The sequence below is a fragment of the Streptomyces sp. NPDC058751 genome, assembly GCF_042746485.1.
Taxonomy (GTDB): Bacteria; Actinomycetota; Actinomycetes; order Streptomycetales; family Streptomycetaceae; genus Streptomyces.
The window spans coordinates 339,443-362,294 of the sequence record NZ_JBHYPZ010000001.1 but is presented as its reverse complement, the minus strand read 5'-3'; the positions used below and the strand labels follow the sequence as shown (position 1 = coordinate 362,294).

General features: G+C 73.9%; 21 protein-coding genes and 2 tRNA genes. 15 read left to right on the top strand and 8 right to left on the bottom strand.

The genetic code is table 11. The annotated features are described in order from the left end of the window. Positions 1-48: 48 nt before the first annotated feature. Complete coding sequence (locus ACFW6B_RS01530; RefSeq protein ID WP_386591380.1) at positions 49-1,095, bottom strand: glycosyltransferase family 2 protein; 1,047 nt, start codon at positions 1,093-1,095, stop codon at positions 49-51. A 208-nt stretch (positions 1,096-1,303) separates the two neighbouring features. Then, a complete protein-coding gene (locus tag ACFW6B_RS01525) occupies positions 1,304-1,462 on the bottom strand; it encodes a hypothetical protein (protein ID WP_386591245.1) in 159 nt (52 codons plus the stop codon). A gap of 539 nt (positions 1,463-2,001) precedes the next feature. Between ACFW6B_RS01525 and ACFW6B_RS01520 the strand changes: the two genes are divergently transcribed. The 4 genes from ACFW6B_RS01520 (at position 2,002) to ACFW6B_RS01505 (ending at position 5,250) form a co-directional block, all read left to right on the top strand. Next, positions 2,002-2,841, top strand: coding sequence for a class E sortase (locus ACFW6B_RS01520; protein ID WP_386591244.1), 840 nt, complete (start codon positions 2,002-2,004; stop codon positions 2,839-2,841). 171 nt (positions 2,842-3,012) lie between these two features. Next, positions 3,013-3,321: a DUF6412 domain-containing protein gene (locus ACFW6B_RS01515; RefSeq protein ID WP_386591243.1), complete on the top strand. Its 309-nt coding sequence runs from the start codon at positions 3,013-3,015 to the stop codon at positions 3,319-3,321. A 143-nt stretch (positions 3,322-3,464) separates the two neighbouring features. After that, positions 3,465-4,247 carry a YidC/Oxa1 family membrane protein insertase gene (locus tag ACFW6B_RS01510; RefSeq protein WP_386591379.1) on the top strand — a complete coding sequence of 261 codons (783 nt, stop codon included), beginning with the start codon at positions 3,465-3,467 and terminating at the stop codon, positions 4,245-4,247. Between the two features lie 145 nt (positions 4,248-4,392). Next, positions 4,393-5,250, top strand: a complete 858-nt coding sequence (locus ACFW6B_RS01505; protein ID WP_386591242.1) for a fumarylacetoacetate hydrolase family protein — start codon at positions 4,393-4,395, stop codon at positions 5,248-5,250. Positions 5,251-5,442: 192 nt separating this feature from the next. Here ACFW6B_RS01505 and ACFW6B_RS01500 read toward each other — a convergent pair whose 3' ends face one another. Together ACFW6B_RS01500 and ACFW6B_RS01495 are read right to left on the bottom strand one after the other, a co-directional pair. After that, positions 5,443-5,916 (bottom strand): heme-degrading domain-containing protein, encoded by a 474-nt coding sequence (locus ACFW6B_RS01500; protein WP_386591241.1) that lies wholly within the window; start codon positions 5,914-5,916, stop codon positions 5,443-5,445. Next, complete coding sequence (locus ACFW6B_RS01495; RefSeq protein WP_386591240.1) at positions 5,913-7,004, bottom strand: Gfo/Idh/MocA family oxidoreductase; 1,092 nt, start codon at positions 7,002-7,004, stop codon at positions 5,913-5,915. Before ACFW6B_RS01495 ends, ACFW6B_RS01500 begins: the two co-directional genes overlap by 4 nt. A gap of 218 nt (positions 7,005-7,222) precedes the next feature. Here ACFW6B_RS01495 and ACFW6B_RS01490 point away from each other — a divergent pair, with 218 nt between their 5' ends. From ACFW6B_RS01490 to ACFW6B_RS01470, 5 genes are all read left to right on the top strand, one after another. Further along, positions 7,223-8,338 (top strand): ROK family protein, encoded by a 1,116-nt coding sequence (locus ACFW6B_RS01490; RefSeq protein ID WP_386591239.1) that lies wholly within the window; start codon positions 7,223-7,225, stop codon positions 8,336-8,338. 531 nt (positions 8,339-8,869) lie between these two features. Continuing rightward, on the top strand, positions 8,870-9,748 hold the full coding sequence (locus ACFW6B_RS01485; protein WP_386591238.1) for a hypothetical protein: 879 nt from the start codon (positions 8,870-8,872) through the stop codon (positions 9,746-9,748). A gap of 219 nt (positions 9,749-9,967) precedes the next feature. Continuing rightward, the gene (locus tag ACFW6B_RS01480) at positions 9,968-10,747 is read left to right on the top strand and encodes an HAD-IIA family hydrolase (RefSeq protein ID WP_386591237.1); all 780 of its coding nucleotides are present in this window, start codon (positions 9,968-9,970) and stop codon (positions 10,745-10,747) included. A 179-nt stretch (positions 10,748-10,926) separates the two neighbouring features. Further along, positions 10,927-11,481 carry a hypothetical protein gene (locus ACFW6B_RS01475; protein WP_386591378.1) on the top strand — a complete coding sequence of 185 codons (555 nt, stop codon included), beginning with the start codon at positions 10,927-10,929 and terminating at the stop codon, positions 11,479-11,481. Between the two features lies 1 nt (position 11,482). Further along, the gene (locus ACFW6B_RS01470) at positions 11,483-12,148 is read left to right on the top strand and encodes a class F sortase (protein WP_386591236.1); all 666 of its coding nucleotides are present in this window, start codon (positions 11,483-11,485) and stop codon (positions 12,146-12,148) included. 382 nt (positions 12,149-12,530) lie between these two features. Here the strand turns inward: ACFW6B_RS01470 and ACFW6B_RS01465 are convergent. Continuing rightward, positions 12,531-12,604, bottom strand: a tRNA-Lys gene (locus ACFW6B_RS01465). A gap of 182 nt (positions 12,605-12,786) precedes the next feature. Between ACFW6B_RS01465 and ACFW6B_RS01460 the strand changes: the two genes are divergently transcribed. From ACFW6B_RS01460 to ACFW6B_RS01435, 6 genes are all read left to right on the top strand, one after another. Then, on the top strand, positions 12,787-14,070 hold the full coding sequence (locus ACFW6B_RS01460) for a peptidoglycan-binding protein (protein WP_386591234.1): 1,284 nt from the start codon (positions 12,787-12,789) through the stop codon (positions 14,068-14,070). 61 nt (positions 14,071-14,131) lie between these two features. Then, complete coding sequence (locus tag ACFW6B_RS01455; protein WP_386591233.1) at positions 14,132-15,319, top strand: SPFH domain-containing protein; 1,188 nt, start codon at positions 14,132-14,134, stop codon at positions 15,317-15,319. A 229-nt stretch (positions 15,320-15,548) separates the two neighbouring features. Next, a complete protein-coding gene (locus tag ACFW6B_RS01450) occupies positions 15,549-16,202 on the top strand; it encodes a lytic polysaccharide monooxygenase (RefSeq protein ID WP_386591232.1) in 654 nt (217 codons plus the stop codon). A gap of 134 nt (positions 16,203-16,336) precedes the next feature. Then, positions 16,337-16,807 (top strand): DUF3592 domain-containing protein, encoded by a 471-nt coding sequence (locus ACFW6B_RS01445; protein ID WP_386591231.1) that lies wholly within the window; start codon positions 16,337-16,339, stop codon positions 16,805-16,807. Between the two features lie 69 nt (positions 16,808-16,876). Beyond that, positions 16,877-18,592: an AMP-binding protein gene (locus ACFW6B_RS01440; protein WP_386591230.1), complete on the top strand. Its 1,716-nt coding sequence runs from the start codon at positions 16,877-16,879 to the stop codon at positions 18,590-18,592. 326 nt (positions 18,593-18,918) lie between these two features. Then, complete coding sequence (locus ACFW6B_RS01435; protein WP_386591229.1) at positions 18,919-20,247, top strand: M18 family aminopeptidase; 1,329 nt, start codon at positions 18,919-18,921, stop codon at positions 20,245-20,247. Positions 20,248-20,302: 55 nt separating this feature from the next. On the opposite strand, the gene ACFW6B_RS01430 is transcribed toward ACFW6B_RS01435, so the two are convergent. The 3 genes from ACFW6B_RS01430 to ACFW6B_RS01420 all read right to left on the bottom strand — a co-directional run bounded on the left by ACFW6B_RS01430 (position 20,303) and on the right by ACFW6B_RS01420 (position 22,729). Next, a tRNA-Lys gene (locus ACFW6B_RS01430) sits at positions 20,303-20,376 on the bottom strand. Between the two features lie 125 nt (positions 20,377-20,501). Next, positions 20,502-21,260, bottom strand: a complete 759-nt coding sequence (locus ACFW6B_RS01425) for an IclR family transcriptional regulator (RefSeq protein ID WP_386591228.1) — start codon at positions 21,258-21,260, stop codon at positions 20,502-20,504. Positions 21,261-21,745: 485 nt separating this feature from the next. Then, the gene (locus ACFW6B_RS01420; protein WP_386591226.1) at positions 21,746-22,729 is read right to left on the bottom strand and encodes a D-2-hydroxyacid dehydrogenase; all 984 of its coding nucleotides are present in this window, start codon (positions 22,727-22,729) and stop codon (positions 21,746-21,748) included. Positions 22,730-22,852 lie beyond the last annotated feature (123 nt).

The following is a 22,852-nucleotide window of genomic DNA, read 5'->3' as shown; positions in this document are numbered from 1 at the left end:
GACCGCACCGGCCCGCCGGGAGACCCCGCGTTCCCGGCGGGACCGGCCTCAGGCGGTCGCCGCGACGGCGGAGGGCTGCCGGGTGTGCCAGCTGTCCGATCCGACCCTGGTGATGGACCAGTACTTGGCCGGGTAGACGAGGAGGAGCATCATCAGCGCGTACAGCGGCACCAACAGGGGTGCTGCCAGCCGCTCCTTCATGCTCAGCCCCGGCCTGAGGGCCGCGTAGAAGACGGTCTCCGCGAGCATGAAGACACCTCCCATGGCGAAGGCGTGGGACATCGCGAGGGCTCCGTCGTGCCACATGCCGACGACCAGGCCGACGTAGAGAACGGGCATCAGGACGTCGGTGCACAGTTCGACGAGCCGGGTCGCCACCGACGCCCCGGGCAGATTGGTCAGTTCCCAGGGGACGAAGCGCCAGCCGGACTTGCCCCAGCGCAGCCGCTGGTGGAACGTTCCCCTGGCGGTGTCGGGCATGTCGGTGGTGACATACGCGTCGGGGACCGACACGACACGGCCGCGCATCAGGGAGTAGTCGCACAACTGGCGGTCGTCGCCGTCCGTCCCCGAGGACAGGTAGTGGTCGAGGTTGTCGAACAGTACCGGTGCCCGGTACAGGGACAGCGCGCCGGACGTGGGGTTGACGACGCCGAGCCCGGAACGCACGCCCCTGCTCAGTGCGCAGAAGATGAACAGGTTGAGATCGGACAGGCGGGCGAGGATGCTGGCGTGCCGGTTGCGCACGAGCACGGTGCCGGTGCACGCCTGGACGCGCGGATCGTTCATCACGCGGAGCATCTGCCGGACGGCGTCCCCGTCGACCTCCGAGTCGGAGTCCACGGTCAGGACGTAGTCGTAGTGCGTCCCCTCTTCCTGGATGTGCCGCAGTGCGGTCGCCTGGGCCGCGCGTTTGCCGCCGTTGGGCTGACGGTGCCAGGTGACCAGCGGGTGCTCGAAGGGGACGACCGGGATCTCCGAGCCGTCGTCGACCACATGGATCGCGGACACGGGCCAGGACTGGTCGATCAGTGACCTGACCGTCGCGTAGAGACCTTCAATGTTCTCCTCGTTGTAGGTCGGGACGATCGCCACCACACGTCCGGGCGCCGGCTGCCGGTGACCGCTGCGGACCGGGAACGCGGCCAGGGCCATGTACAGCAGTACGGACAGGGTGAGGAGGACGTAGTAGATCCCGAGGAATCCGGAGACGCCGTGGGAGGAGTGGGTGGCGACCGCCCAGGCGGCCACCGCTCCCATCACCGTGACGGTGGTCGCGACCTGCAGCCACCTGCGAGAGTGCTCAGCCGGCATGACGTCTGCCCCTGGTGGCGCAGCGGTAGGTGAGACCGCCGGCGACGATCAGTGCCACGACGGTCGCCGCGATCAGACTCAACGACGCCGATATGCCGAAGATCGTGAGTCCTACGCCGGTCTGGGCCAATGTGCCTTTGCCGTACATGCCGTCTGTTTTCCTTTCGCGTGGCGGACTTGAGCTGTACCGGGTTCCGCGGAGACCGATCTCGGCGGTTCGGGCGAAGGGGCGGTTCGGGCGGACTCGCGGGACTCGGGCCCGGTTCCGCCGGAAGGTCGCCGGAGGGCCCGGCCGAAGTGCTTCCGCGGGCTGCCGAAGTGCTTCCGCGGGCTCTGCGCCTCGATCGGCCCTGCCCCCGCAGTGCCGTCCGGTACCTCGGTCGTGGCGTTGCCGCAGTCGTCTGCGGACGAATCGGCCGACGCGGAAAAGTGGCGCCGAAAAGCACCCCGATGTCCAAATCGTAATATGACGCGGCTCACCATAACTGTGATGAACCAGACAAAAGCCCCTCTTATTTTTCCTTGATCTCCTCGTCTCCGCGGCAGCCCTTTCCCGAACCGGTGAAGGAAGCCTCGGCCGGGGGCGGTGAGGAGCGGGCGAGGAGGGTTCGTACGTACAGGAGCCGCGCGGGGCTGGAGAGTTGGCGTGGCCGCGCTTATCGTGCGCCCGGCGAAGGGGGCGTACGGATGCGGGCTCCGGGGGTCGTGCACCACGGCACGCGGCGACGGCGGGCGGCGTACCGGCGGGTGCTCCTGAGCGGCGCCGAGGTCCTCGTCACCGTCGGGGTGGTGCTGCTCCTGCTGGTCGCGCACCAGCTGTGGTGGACCAACCGGCAGGCGCGGCACGGCGCCGAGCGCAAGGTGCAGGCGCTGGAGCGGGAGTGGGAGTGGGGGACCCCGGACACGGGGACCTCCGGGCCGGGCGCGGGGACCTCGGGGTCCGGCACGGGCGCGTCCGGGTCCGGGGGGAGCGGGGACGGTGCGACCGGCTCGGAGGAGGGCGGCGGCGGGCGGCCGGTGGGGCGGAGCGCCTTGTCCGGATCGGCGGTCGATAGCGGTCGTACGGGCCCCCGTCGCTCCCAGGCCTACGCCGTCCTCGGCATCCCGCGGCTCTCCCTGCGGGTGCCGGTCGCGGAGGGCGTCAGCAAGGGGGGCGTCCTGGACAAGGGCTACGCCGGTCACTACACGGACACCCAACAGCCGGGACAGGCCGGGAACTTCGCGCTCGCCGGGCACCGGAACACGCACGGGGAGCCGTTCCGGTACCTCCCGAGGCTCCGGCGCGGCGACACGATCACCGTCGAGACGAAGGCCGCCGTCTACACGTACACCGTCGACCGGACGCTGCCGCGGACCTCCGCGCGGGACGTCGGGGTGATCCGCCCGGTGCCGCGCAGCACCGTCCGGCCGTCGTACGGGTACACGCAGCCCGGGTACTACATCACGCTCACCACGTGCACCCCCGAGTACACCTCCCGGTACCGCATGGTGGTGTGGGGGAAGCTCACCTCCGTGCGGCCCCGCTGACGAACGAGGGGCCCCGCCGGCCGCACCCGCCCCACATCCGGTCCCGCGGGACCAGGACGTTTCCCGCGGCCGGTTCCGGACGGTCGGCGGCGGACCGTCCCGTACGCGGCGAACCGTCCTGTATAACGAACGGAGGGACACGCGCACCGCGTACGAGAGGAGGAGCGGTCGATGATCCGGACCGGGGCCGACGCCCGCCCCACCGCCGTACTGCTGCTCCTGCTCCTCCAGGTCGTCCTGCTCGACACGGGCACCCTCACCGCCACCGTCGCCGTCGCGGCGACGGCCGCCGCCGGGTCCGCCTTCGCCGCCTGCTCCCTCATCGTGGCGCGCTGCGCGCCCGTCGTGCCGCCCACCCGGGTCCGCACGGCCATCCGCGACCGGGACCTCCGCACGGCCTTCCTGGCCCAACGCGATCCCGACGCCAGCGGACGGCCGCGTCCCAGGGCGCCCGGACACGCCCTCCCGGCGACCGCGTAGGACACCCCTCCTCCACCGTTCCGCTCCCGGCGACCGTCCGCCCGGTGCGGTGCTCCGTCACGGGTGACCCGCGCGGGTCGTCATGCCGCATTCCGTACTCCCGGCACGAGAGACCCCCGGAGGGCTCACGCATGTCCACGTTCATGTCCGTCTTCGCGCACCTGGTCGAGCACATCGCCGACCTGCTCCAGCCCCTGTTCCACGCCTCGGCCGCCGCCGCGGCGATCGTCCTGTTCACCGCGCTCGTACGCCTGCTCGTGCATCCCCTGTCACGGGCGGCGGCCCGCGGGCAGCGGGCGCGGGCGGCGCTCCAGCCGCGGATCGCCGAGCTGAGGAAGGAGCACGGGAAGGACCGCGAGAAGTTCCAGAAGGCGCTGATGGAACTGCACGCCGAGGAGAAGGTGTCGCCGCTCTCCGGCTGCCTGCCCAGCCTGCTCCAGATGCCGGCCTTCTTCCTCCTCTACCACCTGTTCTCCAGCTCGACGATCGGCGGCGAGGCCAACGCCCTGCTCGGACACGAGCTCTTCGCCGCGCCGCTCGGGGGCCGGTGGGCGGACGCGCTCGGCGACGGCGGGCCCTTCGGGCCGGCCGGTCTCGTCTACCTCGCCCTCTTCGCCGTCGTCACGGCCGTGGCCTGCTTCAACTACGTACGGACGAAGCGGACGGCCGCCGTCGCCGCCGCGCCGGTGGCGGGCGAGGACCGGAACGAGGACCGGAGCGAGAGCGAGCAGGCGACCGCGGCGGCGCTCGCCTCGGTCGGCAGGATCATGCCGTTCATGTCCTTCCTCACGCTGATCACCGTGGCCGTGGTGCCGCTGGCCGCCGCGCTGTACGTGGTGACCAGTACGGCCTGGAGCGCGGTGGAGCGGGCGGTGCTCTACCGGGACATGCCGGGGGCGGCGTCCGCGACCGCGGCCCTCGTCTGACGGCTCCTGCCCGGCGGCGGGGTACCGGTCGGTCCGGTCCGTGAACGGGGTCTTGCGGGCTGGACGGTGAACTTGGAGGATCGCACGGTCCCGTGACGGCCGTACCCATCGGTCGGACGGCCCGCGACCGAGGGAGATGGTGACCATGAAGCTGCTGCGAGTCGGTACGGCCGGGTCGGAGCGGCCCGCGCTGCTCGACGCCGGGGGAACCCTGCGGGACCTGTCGGGCCTCGTCGCCGACATCGACGGGGCGCTGCTCGCCGACGACGCGGCGCTCGGCCGGATCCGGTCCGCGGAGGCGGCCGGTGAGCTGCCCGCGCTCGACGCGGACGGACTGCGCGTGGGACCGCCGCTGGCCCGGATCGGCAAGGTCGTGTGCATCGGGCTGAACTACCACGACCACGCCCGGGAGACCGGGGCCGAGCCGCCCGCCGAGCCGGTGGTCTTCCTCAAGGCGGCGGACACCGTGGTCGGGCCGGACGACACGGTGCTCGTGCCGCGCGGGTCGGTGAAGACCGACTGGGAGGTCGAGCTGGCCGTCGTCATCGGCCGTACCGCCCGCTGCCTGGAGTCCGACGAGGAGGCGCTCGCGCACGTCGCCGGGTACGCGGTGGCGCACGACGTCTCCGAGCGCGAGTTCCAGATCGAGCGCGGCGGCACCTGGGACAAGGGCAAGAACTGCGAGACGTTCAACCCGCTGGGGCCCTGGCTGGTGACCCGGGACGAGGTCCCGGACCCGCAGGCGCTGTCGCTGAGGCTCTGGGTGAACGGGGAGCTGAAGCAGGACGGGACGACGGCCGAGCAGATCTTCCCGGTCGCCGAGGTCGTCCGGTACGTCAGCCGGTTCATGACCCTGTACCCGGGGGACGTCATCAACACCGGTACGCCCGCCGGGGTCGCGCTCGGGCGGCCCGAGCCGAAGCCGTACCTGCGGGCGGGTGACGTCGTCGAGCTGGAGATCGGGGGGCTGGGGCGGCAGCGGCAGGTACTCGCCAACGCGTGAGCGCTCCGCTGGGTTCGCCGGGTGGGGTCCGCTTCGGCCGGGGGCCTCTTTCCGGTGCGGGTGCGTCGTGGTTGCTCGCGCAGTTCCCCGCGCCCCTGACGGGGCCCACCGTGCGCCGTTCCCCGTGCCCCTGACGGGGCTCGTCGTGCGCGGTTCCCCGCGCTCCTGGCCGGGGCGCGGGGAACCTTTTCGCTAGGTGGAGAGGAACTTCTCCAGGGCCTCCACCACCATCTTGTGGTCCTCGACCTGGGGCAGGCCGGAGACCACGACCGTGCCGACGACGCCCGCGCCCGTCACGGCGATCGGGAACGCGCCCCCGTGGGCCGCGTACGCGTCGGGGTCGAGGCGCGAGGACTCCTCGAACGTCGTGCCCTTGGCGCGGAAGCGCGAGCCGACCAGCAGCGAGGAGCAGCCGTACCGCTCGACGACGCGGCGCTTGCGGTCGATCCAGGCGTCGTTGTCCGGGGTGGAACCCGGCAGCGCCGCGTGGAAGAGCTGCTGGCCGCCACGGCGGATGTCGATGGCGACCGGCGCCTCGCGCTCGCGGGCGAGGTCGACGAGGAGCGTGCCGAGGGCCCAGGCGTCGTCGTGGGTGAAGCGCTGGAGCGTCAGCCGGCGCTCCTGCTCCTCCAGTTCGGCGATCTCCGGTGCGGCGGGCGTCGTCACAGGGACACCACCACGGACTCGCGGGCGGAGCGGCGGGCGGCCTCCAGGACGTCGAGGGCGGCGGCGGCCTCGTGGGCGGTGACCGGGTTCGGGCCGCCGTCACGGATCGCGGCGGCGACGGCCGCGTAGTACGAGGGGTACGCGCCCGGGACCGTCGGCTCGGGACGGCCGCCGCCGGTCTGCGGGGACTCGCCGGAGCCGACGCGGCCCCACAGGGCCTCCGGCTCGACGCCCCACTCGGAGCCGTCGCCGGGGCGCTTGCCGTCGCGCAGGTCGGCCTCCTGCGGGTCGAGGCCGTACTTGACGTAGCCCGCCTGCGAGCCGAGGACGCGGAAGCGCGGGCCGAGCTGGGCGGTCGTCGCGGAGACGTACAGGTGCGAGCGGACCCCGCTGCGGTGCGTGATCGCGATGAACGTGTCGTCGTCGGCCAGCGAGCCCGCACGGCGGGCGTCCGACTCCGCGTACACCGAGGCCGCGGGGCCGAAGAGGACGAGCGCCTGGTCCACGAGGTGGCTGCCGAGGTCGTAGAGGAGACCGCCGATCTCCGCCGGGTCGCCGGACTCGCGCCAGCCGCCCTTCAGCTGCGGGCGCCAGCGCTCGAAACGGGACTCGAAGCGCTGGACGTCGCCCAGCTCGCCGTCCGCGAACAGCTTGCGCAGCGTCAGGAAGTCGTTGTCCCAGCGGCGGTTCTGGAAGACGGAGAGCAGCAGGCCGCGCTCGTCGGCCAGGGCGGCCAGCTCACGGGCCTCCGCCGCCGTGCCGGAGATGGGCTTGTCCACGACCACGGGCAGGCCGGCCTTCAGGGCGGCGGTCGCGATCGGGACGTGGGTCTTGTTCGGGGACGCGATGACGACCAGGTCGAGTTCGTCGGCGCGCGCCAGCAGTTCCTCGGGGGTCGCGGCGAAGCGGAGTCCGTCGCCGAACTCGGCCCGGGCCTGCGCCTGGCGCTCCGGGTTCGAGGTGACGACGGTGTCGAGGGCGAGTCCCTCGGTCGTGGCGATCAGCGGGGCGTGGAAGACGGAACCCGCGAGGCCGTAGCCGACGAGACCCACGCGAAGGGGCGTACCAGTACCAGTCATGCCTGTCATGCGGCTACTTTCGCAACACTGTTGCCAAAGTGCAAGCGCAGGGGACAATGGGTGATGTGAACAGGACCAGTGCGGGTGGGGCCGGAGCGCAGGAAATCCCCGGGAATCCAGGTGTACCCCGGACCCCGGGAGTTTTCGCGGACCAGGGCGGTGTGGCCGGGATCTCCGGCGCCTTCGCGAACCGGACGGTTCCCGGGGGGCCGGGAGCGGGTGTCGGCGTGGGTACGGGAGCGGGGGCGGCGGGGGTGAACCTGCCGGCCCTGCGCAGTCACAACGCGGCGCTCGTACTCGATCTGCTGCGCACGGCGGGGGCCTCCGGCATAAGCCGTCTGGAACTCGCCGAGCGGACCGGGCTGACCCCGCAGGCCGTCAGCAAGATCACCGCACGGCTGCGGACGGACGGCCTCGCGACGGAGGCGGGGCGCCTCGCGTCCACGGGCGGCAAACCCCGTACGGTGCTGCGGCTCGTGCCCGAGGCCGGGCACGCCGTCGGGCTGCACCTCGACCGGGACGAGCTGACCGTGGTGCTCTGTGACCTCACCGGGGCCGTGGTGGCCGAGCGGCACGCCCCGCTCGACCTGGGGGCCGGGGCCGACGCGGTGGTCGAGGGGGCGGCCGGGGAGGTCTCGGCCCTGCTCGGCCCGGTGCCGCCGCTGGGCGTGGGGGTCGCGCTGCCGGGGCCGCTCGATCACGTCCGGGGGGTGCTGCACCGGGTGACGGGTTTCCCGGAGTGGGACGGGTTCGCCCTGCGGGACGCGCTGGCCGGGCGGCTCGGGATGCCGGTGGTCGTGGACAAGGACACCAACGCGGCGGCGCTCGGGGTCGCGGTGGGGGCCGGCGCCCGGCCCGGCCCCGGGATCGCGGGCGGCGGGTCCTTCGCGTACCTGCACCTCGGTACGGGCCTCGGCGCCGGGCTCGTGATCGGGGGAGCCGTGCACCGGGGGGCCCGTACCGGGGCCGGGGAGTTCGGGCACCAGGTCATCCAACTCGACGGGCCGCTGTGCGAGTGCGGGAACCGGGGGTGCGTGGAGGTGCTGTGCCTGGATGCGGTGGGGCGGGGGAGCGTGGCCGAGGCGGCCAGGGTGCTCGGTGCCGGAGCGGCGAACCTGGTGGGGCTGCTCGACATCGACCTCGTCCTGCTGGGCGGGCGCACGGTCGCGGCCCACGAGGAGGTCTTCCTCCGGGGGGTCGGGGCCGTCCTCGACGAACGGGCCCGGCGTGAGGGCGGCGGCGCGGCGGTGCCGGTCCGGGTGGCCCCCGGCGGAGCGCGAGGGGTGGCCGAGGGCGCGGCCCAGCTCCTGCTGGCCCCGCTGTTCGGGCGGGGGGAGGGCTGAGGGGGGCGCGGGCCTGTGGCGCGTTCTTTGGTGCGGTGGGCTTGCGGCGCCTGTTTTCGGTACGGCGGGCCTGCGGCGGCTGTTCCGGTGCGGGTGCCCGAGCGGGACGGCCGGCCCGCGGTGTCCGTCCGGGGTGCGGGGTGGCCTGGGGTTCGGGTGCGGGGGCGGGCGAGTGGGCCGGGGCATCCGCGCGGGGCCCGTCCGGGGGCGGCGGTCCGCGTCTGCCGGGGTGCCGCCGGGGGATCTTTGGGGCCGGAGCCCTGGTGCGGCGGTCCGCCGGGGGTGCTGCCAGGGGGATTTCGGGGGCCGGGCCCGGTGTGGCGGTTCGTGCCCGCCGGGTTCGTGTCCGTGGTGGTTCGCCGGGGTGCCGCCGGGCGGGGGGAATCCGGGGGCCGAACGGGGGCGGCTCCCCGTATGGCGGTCCGGCGGCGGGGGCGAGGTGTGTCAGGGTCGCGAGGCCGTTGCCCGGTACCGACCGACGCTTTTGATCCTCCCGATCCACGCCCCTTCCCGATCGGCCAAAGGCTCCCCATGCGACTGCGTACGTCTCATCCGCTCGCCCCGACCGCCCTCGCCCCGACCGTTCTCGCGCTGTTCGTGACGTTCACGCCGGCCCCGGCCCACGCGCTGGAGCCCCGCCCGGACTGCGTCTCGTCCGACACCCGCGACTTCCCGATCAGGACCCGGATCCACGGCGGCCCCGCCACCTACCGGGCGGGCGGCGACTCCGGGACCTGGTACATCGACCTCACCAACACCACGGCGCGCGCCTGCGGCGCGATCCACCCGGTCGTCGTCCTCGTGGACGAGAAGCGGACGCTGCGTCCGGAGCAGACGCGCCTGGAGTTCTACGAGGGGGAGCGGGCCCACGCGGTGAGGTTCGAGCGGAGCGACGAGGACGAGAACGTGGGACCGTTCGACGACGGCTTCCCCGGGTTCACCGTCGCCCCCGGCCGCACCCTCAGGGTGAAGGTGCGGCTCTCCCTGGCCTCCGGCGCGAGCACCCCGAACGCCGTCGTCGCGCACGCGGCCGTCGTGCAGAGGCACGACGACGACGGCGACTGGGTGGGGGAGTCGAACGCCTACCGCTTCCGGATCGAGGGCGCCGCCGGGGACCCGGAGCCGGGCAAGGCGTCCGGCACGGGCGAGGACCGGGGCGGCGGCGCGGACAGCGGTGCCGACGCCGGCGCGAGCCCCGAGGCCAGTTCCGGCCCGGAGGCCGGGGACCGTACGGGTACGGGCAGCGGCTGGACCACCGCCGGGACCGGTACGACGGCGCCGTCCGCCGACGAGCTGGCCATGACCGGCCCCGGCAGACCGAACCGGCCGGTACTGGCCGCGCTCGCGCTCGCCCTCGTCGCCTCCGGCGCCGGGCTGTCCGCCCTGGCCCGGTGGACGCGCCGGAGCTGACACCGGCGAGGCAGGCCCGGCCGGGCTCCGGGCGGCCGACGACGGGTGGAAGGGGCGCGCGTCGGTTCCGGTCGGACGGAAGTGCGCGGAGGAGCCGTGGCCGGGGCGGCCCGGTCACGACCGTTTCGGCCTGACTACGCTGGGCGCGTCGGTACAGCGTCGTTCCGGCGCCCCCGGTTCGAGTGCGTAGGTACGCCAGGACGGCAGGAGACCCAGCACGTGTCAGAGCGCAAGCCGATCGAGTCGTGGCTCACCGACATGGACGGCGTCCTCATCCACGAAGGCGTGCCCATCCCCGGCGCCGACGCCTTCATCAAGAAACTGCGGGACTCCGGGAAGCCCTTCCTGGTCCTGACGAACAACTCCATCTACACGGCGCGCGACCTGCACGCCAGGCTCGCGCGCATGGGCCTGGACGTACCGGTCGAGAACATCTGGACCTCCGCCCTCGCCACCGCGAAGTTCCTGGACGACCAGCGGCCCGGCGGCACGGCGTACGTCATCGGCGAGGCGGGTCTGACCACCGCGCTGCACGACATCGGGTACGTCCTGACCGACCACGAACCGGACTACGTGGTCCTCGGCGAGACCCGTACGTACTCCTTCGAGGCCATGACCAAGGCGGTCCGGCTGATCAAGGCCGGCGCCCGGTTCATCGCCACCAACCCGGACGAGACCGGCCCGTCCACCGAGGGCCCGCTGCCGGCCACCGGAGCGGTCGCCGCGCTGATCACCAAGGCCACCGGCAAGCAGCCGTACTTCGCGGGCAAGCCGAACCCGCTGATGATGCGGACCGGTCTGAACGCGATCGGCGCGCACTCCGAGTCCAGCGCGATGATCGGCGACCGCATGGACACCGACGTGCTGGCCGGTCTGGAGGCGGGGATGCAGACCTTCCTCGTCCTGACCGGGCTCACCACGACGGAGGAGATCGAGCGCTACCCGTACCGTCCGTCGAAGATCGTCGACTCGATCGCGGACCTCGTCGACCGCGTCTGAGCCCCGCTCCGAGCACCCGGCGGGCGGGCGGGGCCGGTCCTGGGCCGGACCCTGGAGCGCGCCGGGCGGGGACCGGCCTCCCCGGCGCCGCGCACGGACCCGTACGGAGCAGTGGCGGCCCCCTGAGGATGCGGGAGGCCGCCGCGAGGGGGAGTCTCCAGGTGTCTGGAGGTTTCACGATGTGCTCGATGCGACTCACTCTCTGTGCCGGGGCGGTGGTCGCGGCCGCGTTCACGCCCGCTGCCCACGCGGCCGACGCGGGGCCGGGCGGTGTCTTCGCGAACCCGGCGCACCCCGCCGCCGGCAGCGACATCCGGCTGCGGGCGACGGGCTGCGAGGGGCGCACGGGTACCGCGGTGTCGGACGCGTTCGTTTCGGACGTGCGGCTGACCGGCGGGGGCGGCGGCGGGCTCGTCGGGGACACCCGGGTCCGTACGGCACTGCGCCCCGGCAGCTACGGCGTCCAGGTCGATTGCGACGGCCGGCGCGACCAGGTCAAGGGCACGCTCACCGTGCCCGCCCCCGACACCTCCGCGCGTGTCTCCGCGCCCGCCTCCCCGGTCGCGCCCGTGAACGCGGGCGGCGGCGGGACCGCCCGCCTCGCCGCGGCGGACGACGCCCACGCGACCGGACCCGGCACCGGGCACGCCGTGGTCGGCCTGGTCCTCGCGAGCGCCGCCGCGATCGCCGTGGCGGTCCTCGGCGCGCGCCGGGGCCCCGACGGCCGCGACTGACATGGCCGAACGGGAGCGTTCCCCCGGCACCGGGCGGCTGCTGACCGGTGTGGCCTGGCTGGTCCTGCTGCTCGGGCTGTGGCTGTGGGGCCGCGAGGTGACGAATCCGCGGCTGGGGACGTCGGCGCCGACGACGGGGGACATCGCCGCCGTCGGACGGCCGCCCGAGGTACGGCTGCCCCCCGCGATCGAGCCCCTCGGCGGCGCCCGGCCGCAGCGCGTCGACATTCCCTCGATGGGGGTGCAGGCCCCCGTCGTGGCCCGGGGGCTCGACGGCCGGGGCGCCCTCGATCCGCCGCCTTTCGACCAGCCGGGTGTCGTCGGCTGGTACGCGGCGGGGGCGAGGCCGGGGTCCGCCGGGACGGCGCTGATGGTCGGCCACGTCGACACCGAGGCCCGGCCCGCGGTGTTCTACCGGCTCAGCGCCGTCAAGCCCGGCGACACCGTCCGGGTCATGCGCGACGACGGGACGGTCGCCGAGTTCACCGTGGACGACGTCCAGGTGCTGCCGCGCGACCACTTCGACGCCCGCCGGGCCTACGGGGCGCGGGAGCCGGGGCGGGCCGAGCTGAGGCTGATCACCTGCGGCGGAACCTTCGACCGGGCCGACGGCAGCTACACGGCGAACGTGGTCGTCTCGGCGTATCTCACGGGGGACGGGCCGTAGGGCGTGGCGGGTTGCGGGGCGGAGGGCGCTCGGCGTGCCGGGCCGCCCCGTGGACCCGCCGCCCGGCGAAGCGGTACCGGGCCCGGCCGACGGCCCGCTCCCCCCGAAGCCGCCGACCGGGCTGGTCCTCGACCACGCGCGCACGGGTTGCGGGAGTAACCCGGCGCCGACGCGGGAGGCTCGGGGCCCGTCCACCGGGGTGGCGCGGCCGGGCCGGAGCAACCGAGCCGATGCCGAGCCCGCTTGAAGCCACCCTAGAACGGATGAGCGCCGTGATTCCTAGTCTGTTTGACGCCAAGTCCGCGACGGGCTTCCGTGCGTCGCGACGGACTCGGGGCATGACGAAGGGCCCCTCGTCGATGACGAGGGGCCCTTCGGTCGGTGCGCCGCCAGGGACTCGAACCCCGGACCCGCTGATTAAGAGTCAGCTGCTCTAACCAACTGAGCTAGCGGCGCCTGCTGACAAGGAAACTCTACCCGACCCGCGGGGGTGCTCCCGACCAGGTGGGCGCACCCGGGCGGGCGGGGTGGTCCCGTACATCATTCGGACCGTCAGCGTGCGGCGCCGGAAGCCGGTTGAGAAACTGACGGACGTGCAGAATTGCGGACATTTCAATCTGGAGCGTGAGGGGCGCCACATGAGGACTCCGGTGTTCGAGGAAGTCGATCCCGCGAGTGACTGCGACTGCCCCGGATGCGTTCACTGGCGGCGCGTCCTGCCCCTCTCCTCACGGCTCGGACGGTCCGGTCCCCTGGGGCATCCGGCGGCCCGCGCCCACGCCCTCGCCCGCGCGGGGGCGGCGCGCACCCCCGTGGCGCTGGCCCTGGCCGCCTCGGCGGGAACCGTCCTCGGCGCGGTGCCGGCGGCCGCCGCCGTGCACGGCCCCGCCCGGCCCGGTCCTCCCCGGGCCGACGGACACGGCGGGACCCCCCAGGGCCACAGGGCGCCGCTGCACGGCCCCGCGGGGAAGTCCGCGCTGCCGGTCGGGCCGGGGGAGGCGGTACGGGCGCCCGCCACCACGCGGGCCGAGATCATCGGCCGGGCCATGACGTGGATCGACGCGCGGGTGCCGTACAGCGTGGACGACTACTGGCGTGACGGGTACCGCCAGGACTGCTCCGGCTACGCGTCGATGGCCTGGAACCTGCCGGGCAACGAATGGACCGGCAGCCTCGACGGCTTCGGGGTGCGGATCACCCGGGACCGGCTCCAGCCGGGCGACATCCTGCTCTTCCACAACCCCGCCGACCCCGAGAAGGGCTCGCACGTCGTCATCTTCGGCGGCTGGACGGACCACACGCACACCCGGTACGTCGCCTACGAGCAGACCCCGCCGAGCGCCAGGAGGCAGCCCACCCCGTACGCGTACTGGACCGACTCGGACCACTACGTGCCCTACCGCCACCGGGGCGTCGCGGAGGGCGCGGGCGGCCCGCCGCCGCCCACGCCGACCCGCTATCCGGGGGCCGCGTACTTCGGGGCCGGTGCGGACGACGCGTACGTCGCCCGGCTCGGCCGGCTCCTGGCGGACCGGGGCGGACGCCGCTCCCACGGCAGGGGGCCGGGGCCGCGCCGGCCGGCCGCGGACCGGCTGCCGGGACCGAAGACCTGGTCGTACCCGGCCGGCCGGAAGGGCGGGAACGTCCCCGCCGTGACGGCCGGCCCGGGTTCCCCGCGCACCGTGCCGGGCTATCCGGGGCGCACGGCGTTCCGGCCGGGAGCGGACTCCGCGCGGGTGACCGAGCTGGGGGAGCGGCTGGTCGAGAAGGGGTTCGGCACGTACTACACGTCCGGTCCCGGGCCGCGCTGGGGCGAGGCGGACCGGCGCAACGTCGAGGCGTTCCAGCGGGCCCAGGGCTGGCGCGGCGGGGCGGCGGACGGCTACCCGGGACCGGAGACCTGGCGGCGGCTCTTCTCCTGAGCAGGCCGGGTTCCCCACGGCTCGTGAACGCACTTCCACGCGCGGAGGCATGGAGGCAGTTATGAGTACGACGACGTCAGGCACCCCGGAGCCCGAGGGGGCGCCTCCGGTGGAGCCCCGGTCCGACACGGCGGCCGAGTGCGGCGGCGCCCACCGGCCCGCCCGGCTCATCCACAACGAGGCCACCACGGAGATCCCCGTCCACCTGCTCTTCCGCGACGACCCCGAACCGGTGTCCGTGCCGCTCGCGCCCGCCGTCGTGGGCCGCCGCCGCGGTACCGGGGAGCAGCCGAGGATCCGGCGGCCCGCGCCCGGCCCGCCTCCGCGCCCGGTGCCGGAGGCCGACCCCGACCTGGTCGAACGGCCCGCGCGGGTGCTGCCCGGCGCGGCGGGCGTGCTGGCGGGGGCCTGCGGTGCGGCCGGGTGCGCGCTCACCACCTGGTGGGCGGGTCTGCTGCCGCCCTCCGTGCCGGCGGCGCTGGAACTGCACGGGCACGCGGGCGCCGGACTCGGCCCCGCGCAGTGGGCCGCGTACGCCGGGGCGGGCGCGCTCGGCCTGTTCGGCTTCGGCGGTCTCGCCCGCGGCCGGACCGGACGGGCCTGGGTGCTCGGTCTGTTCGGGCGCTACCGCGGCACGGTCCGGCGCACCGGACTGATGTGGGTCAACCCGCTGGTGCTGCGGCGCCGGGTCGACGTGCGGCTGCGGCACTGGCGCAGCGAGCCGATGTCCGTGGTGGACGCGAACGGGGTCGAGCTGCGGGTGGTCGTGCTCGTGGTGTGGCGCGTCAAGGACACCGCGCGGGCCACGCTCGCGGTCGACGACCACCGGACGTACCTGCGCGAATGCGTGGAGGCGGCCCTCTCGCGGGTGCTCTCCCAGCTTCCGGCCGAGCTGCCGCCCGCCGTGGTCAGGGACCTGACCCTGCGCAACACGGACGCGGTCGGCGAGGCGCTGACCCGGATGGTGGCCGCGGACACGGCCCCGGTCGGTCTGGAGGTGTTCTCCGCGCAGCCGACCCGGATCGAGTACGCGCCGGAGATCGCCGCGGTGATGCAGCGCCGCCGGATCGCGGCCCTGGACGCCCAGCACCGCGACAGCGTGCTCGGCTCGGTCGTGGACTCGGTCGAGGACACGGTGACCCGGCTGACCCTGCGCGGCCTGGTCGAACTGGACGACTACGAACGCAAGGCGCTGGTGAAGGACTTGACGGTGGCGTTCTGCACGGGGCGCGGGGAGGTCTCCTCGTAGGCGCCGGGGCGGGGCGGGAGGGGGCGCCGTCGGTGCGGATGTCCGCCATCGGTACGGAGGCCGCCGTCGGTACGGAAATCCGTCGCAGGTGCGGAGGTCCGTCGTCGGCATGGAGGTCCGCTGTTGGTATGGACACGTTCAACTACCCGCAATAATCTGATACTTGGTCTAGACCTGAAAATCGCGCGCGGCTCACGGAACATCCCCCACGTCCTCCAGGAGCGGCAGCATGCGCACACGGACGAAACAGAACCCCGACGGCCGGTCCCGCACCGGCCGGAAGGCGAAGATGTACGCGGCGGCGCTCGGTCTCGCCACGGCGGGCACGTTCGTGCTCTCCACGGGCGGAGCCAGCGCCCACGGCTACACCGACCAGCCCCTCAGCAGGCAGAAGATGTGCGCCGCGAACGGCGGCGTCGTGGCCAACTGCGGTGACATCCAGTGGGAACCGCAGAGCGTCGAGGGCCTCAAGGGCTTCCCGGCGGCGGGCCCGGCCGACGGCAGGATCTGCTCCGCGGGGCACACCAACTTCGGCCAGCTCGACCAGCCGAGGACTCCCGCGGGCACCGCGTGGCCGACGACCAGGGTCACCGCGGGGCAGAACTACACGTTCCGCTGGCAGTTCACCGCGATGCACGCGACGACCGACTTCAAGTACTTCATCACCAGGACCGGCTGGAACCAGAACCACGCGCTGACCCGCGCCGACCTGGAGGCCACCCCGTTCCTGACGGTCCCCTACAACGGACAGCGCCCTCCGTCCACGCTCACGCACACCGGCACGCTGCCCGGCGGCAGGAGCGGACACCACGTCGTCCTCGGGGTGTGGACCGTCGCGGACACGGCGAACGCGTTCTACTCCTGCGCGGACGTCACGTTCTGAGCACAGGGTCCCCGAACGCCCGTGTTCTGAGCCTCGTTTGAGGCGCCGAGGGTGCCGGGACGGGTATGTTCCCCGCACGTCGACATGACCAGGTCGGCGCGCGGGGAACCGTATCCGACCACCGGGGGACCGTCATGAGTGTGCTCTTCTACGCCGTACCCGTAATGATCATCGCCGTGGTGCTCCTGATGGCGACCAGGGCGGTCCGCCGGTCGCTGGAACTGCGCAGCGCCTGGAGCAGCGGACTGACCGCGGAGGCGCGCTGCCTGCGCTCGTACACGACCGTCAGCGGGGGCGGCCACGACACCTCCGTCACCACGACCCTGCACCACGTCTACGAGTTCACGACGCGCGACGGCCGTCCGGTCCGCTTCGAGGAGAGCAGCGGGCGGCCGACGGTCGTCGAGGGCGACATCGTCACCGTGCACTACGACGACCGGAACCCCGAGAAGGCGACGGCGCACGCGCCGAGCCAGGCCAGAGCGGCCACGGGCACCGTCGTCATGCTCGTCTTCTGCGGGCTGATCATCGCCTTCTGCGTCTTCCTCATGACCGCCCTCCACGAGATGTCCGAGGGCGTCGACTCGCTCTTCGGCGGGATCTGAGCCACCCGCCCGAGTCCGGGTGCGCAGCTCCCTCCCCATCTGACGAGCCGTCAACTACCTTGCTTCGGCATGGAGTCCAGCAGGCGCACCGTCGGGGAGCTCGTGCGGGAACGGTGGGGCGACCACCGGCCGGGACTGTGGTTCGAGGGCCGGGCCGTCAGCCACCACCAGGTCGCGGCGGGCGCGGCGGCACGCGCGGCACTGCTCGCCGAGGTGATGCCGCGCGGCGCGGAGCCGCACGTGGGGGTGCTGCTCGACAACACCCCCGAATACCCGCTGTGGCTGGGGGCGGCCGCCCTCGCCGGTGCCGCCGTCGCCGGGATCAACCCGACCCGGCGCGGACCCGAACTGGCCCGGGACGTCCTGCACACCGAGTGCCGCGTCCTGATCACCGAACGGGCCCGCCTGCCGCTCCTCGACGGACTCGAACTCCCCGGCGTACGCGTCCTGGTGACCGACACGGACGCCTACGCCGAGCTCCTGAGGACGTACGAGGGAGCGCGGCCGGACGACGGCGGGGCGAGCCCGGACAGCCGCTTCCTGCTGCTCTTCACGTCCGGTTCGACCGGCGCGCCCAAGGCCGCGATCTGCACCCAGGGCAGGATCGCCGCCGCGGGGCGCTCGCTCGCCGGCCACTTCGGGGTGCGCGCGGACGACACCCACTACATCTGCATGCCGATGTTCCACGGCAACGCGGTGATCGCCGACTGGGCCCCCGCGCTGGCGGCCGGTGCGGGGATCGCGCTGCGGCGCCGTTTCTCGGCCTCCGGGTTCCTGCCCGACGTACGGGCCTGCGGGGCCACGTACTTCACCTACGTCGGCCGTGCCGTGCAGTACCTGCTGGCCACGCCCGCCCGCCCCGACGACCGCGACAACCCGCTGCGCCTGGGGTTCGGGACGGAGGCCGGGGCGGTCGACGCGGCCGCCTTCGAGAAGCGCTTCGGGGTACGGCTCGTCGAGGGCTACGGCTCCTCCGAGGGCGGCGCCGCGATCCAGCGCACCCCCGGCACCCCGGCCGGGGCGATCGGCAGGGCGGCGCCCGCGGACGACCTCGCGGTGATCGACCCGGACACCCGGCACGAGTGCCCGCCGGCCGTCTTCGCCGGGGACGGCCGCCTCCTCAACGGCGGTGAGGCGATAGGGGAGCTGGTGAACCGGGGCGCGAGCCTCTTCGAGGGGTACTGGCGCAACCCCGAGGCGGAGGCGGCCCGGCGCCGGGGAGCGCCGCCCGGACCGGAGGAGGGGGAGGCGGGACGGGGGAGGAGCGCGGCGGGGGAGGGCTGGTACTGGACCGGTGACCTCTTCTACCGCGACGCCGACGGGTTCCTCTACTTCGCCGGACGGGCCGACGACCGGCTGCGCGTCGACAGCGAGAACCTCGCCGCCGCGATGATCGAGAACATCCTCGCCCGGTACGAGGACGCCGCGGCCGTCGCGGTGTACGCCGTGCCGGACCCGGTGGCGGGCGACCAGGTGATGGCGACCCTGGCCCTCAGGGAGGGCGGCCGCTTCGGCCCCGCGTCCTTCGCCGCGTTCCTGCTCGCCCAGCCGGACCTGGGCACGAAGATGGCACCCCGGTTCCTGCGGATCGTGGAGCGGATGCCCGTCACCGCCACCAACAAGATCCACCGGGTGACCCTGCGGCGCGAGGGCTTCCGCTGCGCGGACCCGGTGTGGTGGCGGCCCCCGGGCGAGTCGGCGTACCGGAGGCTGACGGCGGCGGACGTGGACAAGCTGGCGGCCGAGTACCGGTCCCACGGCCGGGAGGAACTGCTGACCCGGTAGTCGTCGGGAGGCATCCCCGCCGCTTTCCGGGGGGAGGATATCCGGGCACGTGTGCCGGGGGCCTGTGCGCCAGGGGCCCGAGCCGAGGGAAGAAGGGCGTTGCGTTGCCTGATCCGGGTCGCGGACACGCAAGCCGCGGGGTGCTGCCGCCCCGGCCCGCGTCCGCGCCGGTGACACCGGAGCCGAAGCCCTCGCCCGGCCGGGGACCCGTCGCGCCCCCGCGGCCCAGACCGCCTCCCGGGAGGACCGCGGCCCCGCCGGGCCGTGCGCACGGCGGACGGTCCGAGGCCCCCACCCACATCCTCGACGGCACCCGAAAGGCCATCATGTCCCCCACGCATGACACGCTCGACCGCGGACACAACGACGACCTGCTCGGCTTCGTCAGAGCCAGCCCCTCGCCCTACCACGTGGTGGCGAGCGCGGCGCAGCGCCTGGAGAAGGCGGGGTTCGCGGAGCTGCGGGAGCGGGACGAGTGGACGGCCGGAGCCGAGGGGGGACGTTACGTCGTACGCGGGGGAGCGCTGGTCGCCTGGTACGTCCCGCCGGGTGCCCCCGCCCACACCCCGTTCCGGATCGTCGCCACCCATACCGACTCGCCGAACCTGCGGGTCAAGCCCAGGCCGGACAGCGGCTCGGCGGGATGGCGGCAGATCGCCGTGGAGATCTACGGCGCGGTGCCGCTCAACACCTGGCTCGACCGGGATCTAGGCGTCTCGGGGCGGCTGGTCCTGCGCGACGGCTCGACCCGGCTGGTCCGCGTCGACAGGCCGCTGCTGCGGGTGCCTCAGCTCGCCATCCACCTCGACCGCACGGTGAACGAGGGGCTCGCCCTCGACCGGCAGCGGCACATGACCCCGCTGTGGGGGCTCGGCGGCTCCGAGCCCGGCGCGCTGCTCGGCCGGATCGCGGACGAGGCGGGCGCCGACGCCGCCGAGGTCCTCGGCTGGGACCTCATGCTGCACGACATCCAGCGGCCCGGACGTCTGGGCGCGGACGAGGAGTTCATCGTCGCGCCGCGCCTCGACAACCAGATCTCGGTGCACGCGGGTGTCACCGCCCTGGTCGCCGCGGCCGGCGCGGAACGGACGCCCGACTGCATACCGGTGCTGGCCGCCTTCGACCACGAGGAGGTCGGCAACGGATCGGAGTCCGGGGCCCTGGGACCCCTCCTGGAGCGGGTGCTCTCCCGTGCCGTGACCGCGCGGGGCGGCGGTCCCGAGGACTTCGACCGTGCCCTCGCCGGCGCCCTGTGCGCCTCCTCCGACATGACCCACGCGGTCCACCCCAACTACGCCGAGCGCCACGACCCGGACCACCGTCCACTCCCCAACGGCGGACCCGTGATCAAGGTCAACGCGAACCAGCGCTACGCCAGCGACGGCGTCGGGGTCGCGGCCTTCGCCGCCGCCTGCGAACGGGCCGGGGTGCCGTACCAGTCGTTCGTCTCCCACAACGCGATGCCGTGCGGGACCTCGCTCGGTCCGGTCGCCGCGGCCCGCCTCGGGGTGACGACGGTCGACGTGGGGGTGGCCGGGCTGTCGATGCACTCGGCGCGCGAACTGTGCGGGGCGCGGGATCCCGAACTGCTGGCACGGGTGCTGACCGAGTTCGTCACGGTGGGGCGGGCCCCGGGGGTGACCGCGGGCGTCTGAGGCCGCCCGGACACGCGTGAAGGCCCCCCACCGAAGTGGAGGGCCTTCACAGAAGTGCGCCGCCAGGGACTCGAACCCCGGACCCGCTGATTAAGAGTCAGCTGCTCTAACCAACTGAGCTAGCGGCGCATGACTCCCGCCTTCCGCTCTCGCGGTCGGCGACAAAAGAAATACTACCTGGTCCGCGCGGGTGCTTCCGACCAGCCGCGCGGACCGATGGTCCGACCGTGTGACGGCCCGCCCGGTGGCGCCCGTCAGATCGCGAGGGAGAGCAGTACCGGGGTCGCTCCGCGGTTCAGCGTGTCCGCGGCACGGCGGAGCCGGTGGGCGTGCTCGACCGGGAGGGAGAGGGCGAGGCAGCCCACGGAGGAGCCCGCGGTGATCGGGACGGCCGCGCAGACCGTGCCGACCGCGTACTCCTGGAGGTCGAGCACGGGCACGGTGGCCGGCTGGGAGTCGAGGCGGGACAGCAGGAGCCGCTCGCTGGTGATGGTCCGCGAGGTGAGCCGGGCCATCTTGTGGCGGGCGAGGTGGTCGCGGCGGCCGTTGTGGTCGAGCTGGCCGAGAAGGCTCTTGCCGACCGCGCTGGCGTGTGCGGAGGAGCGGAAGTCGACCCACTCGTTGACCGCGGGGGTGGACGGGCTCTCCGCGTACTGGGTGACGCGCACCTCGCCGTCGATGTAGCGGCTGATGTAGATCGCCGCGCCGACCGAGTCGCGGAGCCGGTCGATCGTCTGCTGGAGCTTGTCGCGCAGCGCCTGCTCGCGGCCGTGGGCGGATCCGAGGCGGCCGAGGGCGGCGCCGGTGACGTACGCGCCGTCCGCGGCCTGCTCGACGTAGCCCTCCCGGCGCAGCATGCGCAGCAGTGCGGTCAGCCGGTCGGCGCCGAGGCCGGCCCGGCGGGCGAGTTCGGTCGCGGTGACACCGGTGCTGTGCCGCGACACCGTCTCCAGGACGCGCAGGGCGTCCTGGGCCGAGTGGTACGGCGCGGTCGGCTCGTTCATCAGCGCCACGGTTTCCCCCTGCGCTTCATGGCCCGGCTCAAAAATGACGTCGGCCCGGACACCTGGGCTCACTACACGATAACGGGCAAGACGCCATCTGTGGCGGTCCGTTGACGAGATTGGCGGCGCGCTCCACGCCTCCCAGCAGGAGCGCGCCACTCTGGCATATGCCGCAGGCATGACACCGTGGGCATGTCCCGGCGGCCGGACCTCGCACCTTGCCGTCCGCGCTCCCCTCGGCCCCCCGCCCGCTCCCCGCCCCCGGGGGATCGGGCCGGGGAATCCCCTGGTCCGCTCGTGTTCCGGGGTGCCGGAGATCGCCTCCGGAGGGCCGGACCCGGCGGCATGGCCAGAATCGAACATCAGGACCCGGTCCGGGGCGGTCCTGGCGGAATTCGTCCCATGGGGCACGCGAGGCACGGCGATGCCCGTGGTGTGAGCCACGTCACGTGGGGTGCCGGCCGACGGGCTCCGGGCCGGTCCCCCGGGGCGGTTCAGTGTCCCGGCACGTACCCGCGCTCCTTGTCGACCACGTTCGACAGCGGCTTGCCCGCGGCCCAGCGCTCGTACAACTCCACGAACTGCCGGCTCAGTTCGTCCCGCCAGCCGGCCGTGTCCCCGCTCATGTGCGGGGACACGATCAGCCCGGGGACGTCCCACAGCGGGCTGTCGCGGCCGAGCGGTTCGTGCCGGAAGACGTCGAGGGCCGCGCCCGCGATCCACCGCTTCGACAGCGCCTCGGCGAGCGCCTCCTCGACGACGAGCTGCCCGCGCCCCACGTTGAGGAAGCGGGCCGACGGCTGCATCATCCCGAAGCGACGGGCGTCGAACATGCCGCGCGTCTCCTCGGTGAGCGGTGCCGCGGACACCACCCAGTCGGCGCGCGCCATCAGCCGGTCCAGCTCGTCCGGGCCGTGGATCCCGGTGCGCGGGACGCGTCCCACCAGCGCCGTGGTGACATCGAGCGCCTTCAGCGTGCGCACGATCGCCCGCCCGATCGGCCCCGACCCCACCACGCAGGCGCGGGTCCCCGCCACCCGCTGCGCGTCGCGGTGCCGCCACTCGTGCTGCCGCTGCAGGTCCCAGGTCCGCGGCAGGTCCTTCGCCATGGCGAGGACCAGGGCGGCCACGTACTCGGCGATCGGCCGGTCGAAGACGCCGCGCGCGTTGGTCACCACCGTGTCGGAGGCGGCGAGCTCGGGGCACATCAGATGGTCCACGCCCGCGCTCGCGGTGTGCACCCAGCGCGGCCGCGGCCCCTCGCCCGGCCAGGCGCGCCGTACCGCCTGCGAGGCGAAGTCCCACACGAGCAGCACGTCCGCGTCCGGCAGCCGCTCCGCGAGCGTGGACTCGTCGGCGTGCTCGATCCGCACCCGGCCGGTGAGCCGGCCCAGCCGGGGGAGCGGGTCGGCATCCAGGACGAGCAGCGTGGCCGGGGCCGACGGGCGGGGCGTGCCGGAGGACGTGCGGGTGTTCATCGGAGGGAGCCGTTTCGCAAGGGGAGTCCGCTTCTCTCGGGGGACCCTGGGGCCTCTCCGGGAGGTCCCTGGGCGACATGGCCGGGCAGACGTGCGGGCGAACGGGGGCGGAGCCGTCCGGGA